Origin of the sequence: Thioalkalivibrio halophilus, from assembly GCF_001995255.1 — a bacterium.
Lineage (GTDB): Bacteria > Pseudomonadota > Gammaproteobacteria > Ectothiorhodospirales > Ectothiorhodospiraceae > Thioalkalivibrio > Thioalkalivibrio halophilus.
This window is the reverse complement of the sequence record NZ_MUZR01000077.1, coordinates 1-5,492: the sequence shown is the minus strand read 5'-3', so window position 1 is coordinate 5,492 and position 5,492 is coordinate 1. Positions and strand designations below refer to the sequence as shown.

Genomic DNA, 5,492 nt, shown 5'->3' with positions numbered 1-5,492 from the left:
TCTACCTTGACAGATAGCGAACCCGTACCCTTCATACAGTGCTTGCCGTCGTGCCATGCGCTCCGGGTCGCCACAATCCAGGACATCGAGCATCACAACCGCGAGTCCGATCTGGTCCGCGGCCCGGGCGATGCGCGTCAGGGCATCGATCAGCAGGTCTCCCCCAATACCGCTTCCGCGATAGCGCTCGTCCCGGCCCATCATCGAGATGAACGCGGCGGGGATGGAGCCATGCGCAGGACGGGTTCGGGCATACCGTGCGGGTAGACCCTCGTAGCACACCGCGTGGGCGTTGAGCGTGTAGAAGCCGGCAACCGTACCATCGGGCGCCGCCATCACATACAGCCGGACGTTATCGGCTTTCGCCAGCTTGTTCGCGGTGTGGTGGAAATAGTTGTCGACGGCGGTAACGCCGCAGCGGAATCCCTTCCGGTTGTGCCGCTCCGGGTCGAACGGCTCAATGACGAAGGGCCGCTCACCGGCCCCCGACATTACCCGGAGACCGTACGCGCGCGACTGCGCCGGGCGGCCTCGCGCAGCGCTTCCGTCGGCTCCGCCGGCGCGTCCAGGGCCGCGAAAAACGCCGCGTGGTCCTCGGCACTCAGCACCGTGCGCTCATGCGTGGCAATCGTCTCCAGCGCCGCCTGATAGGCCGCGTTGATCACGAACGACGAGTCATCCATCCCGGAGAGCGATGCGGCCCGGCGAATGGCCTGCTTGATCCGGGGCCGGGTCCGGAAATGCATCCGGGCATCGTTGCGCTCGTCCCCTTCGCCGGATGGGTGATTGACCGGGTCCATTGCAATACTCCGCTTTGATCCGATGTCCAATGTACGCCGGTCATGCGTACACGGCAACACGCGCCGCGTTCGCGTACAAGCACGCTCCCACAGCCTCCCAGGCCCCTGTAGACCCCATGGATCGCATCGCAATCCATGAAGTCTTCGGGATCGGCCAATATCTGCGCCAAAAAAAGACCCGTTGGCACAGATACTTGCGATGCGATCCATATCAGGAGCGCCCTCGCCCGCGAACAGCGCACAAAAAGGGCACAGCCCCATTTATCCCGACAAAACCTCGCCAACCCTTTCCCAGCCCAGCACCCGCACATCCTTCCGCTGGTGCTCGCCCTCGCCCCCGTAAATCAGCGTCGGCGAACGGGCCATGTCACCGGCCAGCGCGGTCCAGCGCTCCAGCCCGGTGAAGAAATCCCGGTTCAACGTCTGGCCGGACTTGATCTCCACCGGCATCAGGCCACCCGCCCACTCGATCAGCAGGTCGACCTCATTACCGTTGCTGTCGCGCCAGAAATGGAAAAGCGGCGGCTCGCCGCGATTGAGAAAAGCCTTGCGCAACTCCGAAATCACATACGTCTCGAACACCTGCCCGCGCAGCGGATGCACCACCAGCTGTTCCGGCGTCTGCACCCCCAGCAGCCAGCACAACAAACCGGTGTCGTGGAAATACAGCTTCGGCGACTTGATCAGCCGCTTGTTGAAATTCGCATGGTGCGGCCGCAGGAGAAACAGCACATAGCTGGCCTCCAGCACCGAGATCCACGCCTTGGCCGTGTTGTGGGTAATGCCGCAATCGGCCGCAAGGGATGACAGGTTCAGAACCTGCCCACTGCGCCCGGCACACAGCCGCACAAAGCGCTGAAAGGCGTCCAGATCCTGCACCTGGAGCAACTGGCGCACGTCCCGCTCCACGTACGCCGTCACATACGCCGGAAACCACTGACGTGGAGATACCGGGCGGTCATACAGTGCCGGATAACCGCCAGTGAACAGCATCGCGTCCAGAGTCGGCGGGGCCTGCCCGGCCTCCACCAACTCCGCATGGCTCAACGGCAGCAACTCCACAAACGCCGAACGCCCGGCCAGAGACTGCGAAATCCCCGACAGCAATCCGAACTGCTGCGACCCCGTGAGCAGAAACCGACCCATGCGGCCATCGCCGTCCACATGCGTCTGCAGATAGGAGAACAATTCCGGCGCCCGCTGAATCTCGTCCAGCACCGCCCCATCGGGGCACTGCGACAGAAACCCGCGCGGATCATCCAGCGCCAGCGCACGCACATCCGGATCTTCCAGGGAACGATAGGGGCGGTCCGCCATCACCGCGCGCGCCAGCGTCGTCTTGCCGGACTGACGCGGTCCCGTCACCGTGACGATGGGAAAGCCGCTCAACAGCTCCCTGACCAGTGTTTCGGCAGTGCGCGGTATCATGCGCATACCCTACCGCCATTTATGCATTTTGTAAATCGCTGTTACGATTTACATGAACCCCGTCATTCGCAGGCACGCCCGCTCCCACAGATTTTCTGCACCCGCCGGTATGTACCCCTCCCGCCGGTATGTACCCCGCCCGCCGGGGCGTACCCCTGTAGGAGCGGCCTTGGCCGCGACCCGCACAGCGCCGAGCGATGCCAGGGGCCTGTTCCCGTGCAAGCACGCTGCCATTCCCCACCAACAACGCGCGCCGTGAGCGGCCTCTGCCGCGAAGCCGCCACTAGCGCCGGAAAACGCACAGCGGCGCCCCGAGACTCAGCTCCGGATGCGGTCCCCGGAGCCCTTGCCCGTCGCGGTCAGCACGATGAAGCGGAAATAGTCGCGCAGCGTGAGCGACTCGAGCATCTGCGCATCCACGGTGGCCAGCTTGACCGGGTCCGACATGTCGATCCCGTTCACCTGCGCCAGCCCGGTAATCCCCGGCCGCGCGTCGAACACGCCGCGCCGATCGCGCTCCTCCACCAGCTCGGTCTGGTTGGGCAGGCAGGGCCGCGGCCCCACCAGGCTCATCTCGCCCTTGAGCACATTCCACAGCTGCGGCAGCTCGTCCAGCTTGGTCCGACGCAGGAAGTGCCCGAACCGCGTCACCGCCGACGCCTCGGCCAGATGCGTCGCCACCGAGGCCGTATCCGGCCGCATGGTGCGAAACTTCACCAGCGTGAATGGCCGCCGGTGGCGCCCCACCCGCTCCTGCCGGAACAGCGGCGAGCCCGTATCCCGCCAACCCAGCAGCAGAAGCACCAGCATCACCGGCAGCGTCACCACCAGCCCCACCGCCGACAACACCACATCCAGAAATCGAATCACACCACCCTCACTCTTCATCGTTCCTGTAGGAGGCCAGCCCCCTGGCCGATCACCCACACCAGACCAACCCCCATCGGCCAGAGGGCTGGCCTCCTACGACAAATACTCAACCCCGCAACGGCGCCACCGCCCGCCGCAGGCCCTCGTCCACACTCACCGGCGGCTCCCAGTCGAGCGTCTCGCGCGTGTGCGAAATATCCACCTGCAGCGAATCCAGCAGCCGCCGCGCCATCTCGCCGCGCCCCACCGCACGGGCCGCGGCACGCAACAGCACCGGCGGCACCGGCAAAAGCCGCGCGCGCCGATCCATCGCCGCCGCCACCCGGCGCAACAGATCGGTGGTGGAAAGATCTTCCCCATCCCCCGCCAGCACCACCGAGTCACCGGCGGAAGCGGCGCCCACCACCAGAAGTTCCCAGTCCACCGGCGACTACCCCCGCACCGAACGCACGCCCGCCTGGCGCCGCATCCCCACAGAAACCCGCGGCGTGCACGAATCCGCAGCGGTCACAAGCCCACCTTCGACCGGATCACAACCCATCACAGAGTTCCTCAAGGCTCTGCGGAACCGCCCCCTGGCCCCGGATCTCCGCGGCCTCCGCTTCGGTGATCCGGGGCGCAATCGCCACGTACTCGACATTCCAGCCCTGATAGGCCTTGTGGGCGCTCAGGAACCGGCCCGCCGCAGCCACCAAAGTCGGAATGGACCTGGCCAGCTTCTCGCCCTGGCGTTTGCAGGAGCCGAACCGAATAGCGCTCTGATCCTCCGAGACCGCCACCAAATCAATCTCCACGTCCGAGCGATCCCAGTACCCCCGAATCCGTTCGGACAACGCAAAGTCGCCCAGTCCCAGGCGACTGCGCTCCTCATAAAGCTGCGCCACCAGATCCTCCAGGGCATAACCTTCAACCTCGCGCAAACGCTCATCGGCCTGCGACACGAGCATGTCCATCGGCCGAAAGGCCGAGGCCGAAACCGGCTTCTGCAGCGCAGACAGCCACGCGCGCAGGAAATTGTCACGAATGTAGTAGCGCCCGCTGCGAGCCTTCGGTCGCGCAAAGATCGGCAGTCGTCGCTCGATCATCCGGTACCGCTCGCTGAGGATCTTCAGATGCCCGCCCACCTGTCGTGCCTCTCCCGGGCCGGAGACCTCCGCCAGATGGGCCTCGATCGCCGCGTTGTTGCAACCGGGATGCGATGCCAGAAACTGCAGCACCATGTCGTAGCGCCCCCGCAGCTCGCGCAGGAACCAGTTGTCCGCTTCATTGCGCAGCGGCGACGAGCTGGAGAAAAACAGCTTGCGCAGCACCGTCTCGCGATCCGCATCCAGCACACCCTGCTCATAGGCATCCCGGTAGAACTTCGGCACCCCCTCGAACAGGTTCCAGAGGAAGAGCAGGCGTTCGGGGTCCTCGTCCGCATGTGCGCGCAGAATCTCCAGCACCGACCCGATATCCAGATGCCCCAGCTCGAGCGTGTCCGTGGCCCGGTTGAACAGCGGCGCCTGCCGGTCATCCAGCAGCGCCGTCATCTCCGCATGCAGCGACCCCAGCACAATCAATCCGCCGGGCACCTGCCCCGCCCGGGCGCTCAGCCGGTCCACCTCCGCCTGCAGGAGCGAGCAGAAGTCGAACAGCGGCTTGCGATGGAAGTACTGGAACTCATCCAGCGCTACCACATACCCCGACTCCGCCAGACTCGCGATCAAGCGGGCCAGCTCGCCCAGGCTATGGACACGCTCCTCCAGCCCGAACGTCTCCAGGTAGCCGTTGCAAGCCGCCACCACCCCCGCCGGGTCCGAATCCGGAATCTGGATGTACAGCGTCTTAGAGACGCCCGCCGCCTGCAGCGCCTGCTGAATCAAGGTCGTCTTGCCAATCCGGCGCCGCCCCGAAATCTGCAGAAAGAACCAGCGCCGTCTGGACAGGATCTCCTGCAACTGGCCCAGCTCCGTCTGCCGGCCGTAAAACGCCCACCCCCCGGATTCCACCACTCAGACACCTTAAGGTAAAAACTCTTACCCTAAATTACGTCAATCCATTCGCTCCATCAACACAGTCACTTACGAGCCACCCCACCGCACAGCCTGGTCCACCAGCAGAAGGCCAGCCCCCTGGCCGATTGGATGTTGGACAGGCCCCATCGGCCAGAGGCTAGCCCCCTACACCGACTGCCACCCCCTGTAGACCCCATGGATCGCATCGCAATCCATGAAGTCTTCGGGATCGGCCAATATCTGCGCCAAAAAAAGACCCTTTGGCACAGATCGTTGCGATGCGGAGTTATGGTCAAGTCTGGTGTATGAGCGATGGCTGGTTCAGGCGGCGCTCCGGTCGGTGATGGATGATGCCTCGTCGTTGGTCGGTTCGGTCTGCTCGATGCCGTCGATGAAC

5 protein-coding genes and 2 pseudogenes are annotated in these 5,492 nt (G+C 64.6%); 1 reads left to right on the top strand and 6 read right to left on the bottom strand.

Annotated elements, in window-relative coordinates:
• The 6 genes and pseudogenes from B1A74_RS13625 to B1A74_RS13600 all read right to left on the bottom strand — a co-directional run.
• Positions 1-492, bottom strand: a 492-nt coding sequence (locus tag B1A74_RS13625) for a GNAT family protein (RefSeq protein ID WP_077244950.1), incomplete at its 3' end; no start/stop codon positions are given.
• The gene (locus tag B1A74_RS13620) at positions 492-800 is read right to left on the bottom strand and encodes a type II toxin-antitoxin system TacA family antitoxin (protein WP_077244949.1); all 309 of its coding nucleotides are present in this window, start codon (positions 798-800) and stop codon (positions 492-494) included. The genes B1A74_RS13620 and B1A74_RS13625, both read right to left, overlap by 1 nt.
• A gap of 261 nt (positions 801-1,061) precedes the next feature.
• A complete protein-coding gene (locus tag B1A74_RS13615; RefSeq protein WP_077244953.1) occupies positions 1,062-2,228 on the bottom strand; it encodes an ATP-binding protein in 1,167 nt (388 codons plus the stop codon).
• Between the two features lie 318 nt (positions 2,229-2,546).
• Positions 2,547-3,098 (bottom strand): sugar transferase, encoded by a 552-nt coding sequence (locus tag B1A74_RS13610; RefSeq protein ID WP_077244952.1) that lies wholly within the window; start codon positions 3,096-3,098, stop codon positions 2,547-2,549.
• Between the two features lie 106 nt (positions 3,099-3,204).
• Positions 3,205-3,477: pseudogene (locus tag B1A74_RS13605) on the bottom strand (UDP-glucose 4-epimerase); the annotation flags it as partial.
• 151 nt (positions 3,478-3,628) lie between these two features.
• Complete coding sequence (locus B1A74_RS13600) at positions 3,629-5,038, bottom strand: ATP-binding protein (protein ID WP_077244951.1); 1,410 nt, start codon at positions 5,036-5,038, stop codon at positions 3,629-3,631.
• Positions 5,039-5,309: 271 nt separating this feature from the next.
• On the opposite strand from B1A74_RS13600, the pseudogene B1A74_RS14420 reads away from it, so the two are divergent.
• Positions 5,310-5,492, top strand: a pseudogene (locus tag B1A74_RS14420) (hypothetical protein); the annotation flags it as partial.

Bases quoted from the DNA above. Each gene is read 5' to 3' on its own strand.
- B1A74_RS13615 (WP_077244953.1), bottom strand. From the start codon at position 2,228: ATGATACCGCGCACTGCCGAAACACTGGTCAGGGAGCTGTTGAGCGGC.
- B1A74_RS13620 (WP_077244949.1), bottom strand. From the start codon at position 800: ATGGACCCGGTCAATCACCCATCCGGCGAAGGGGACGAGCGCAACGAT.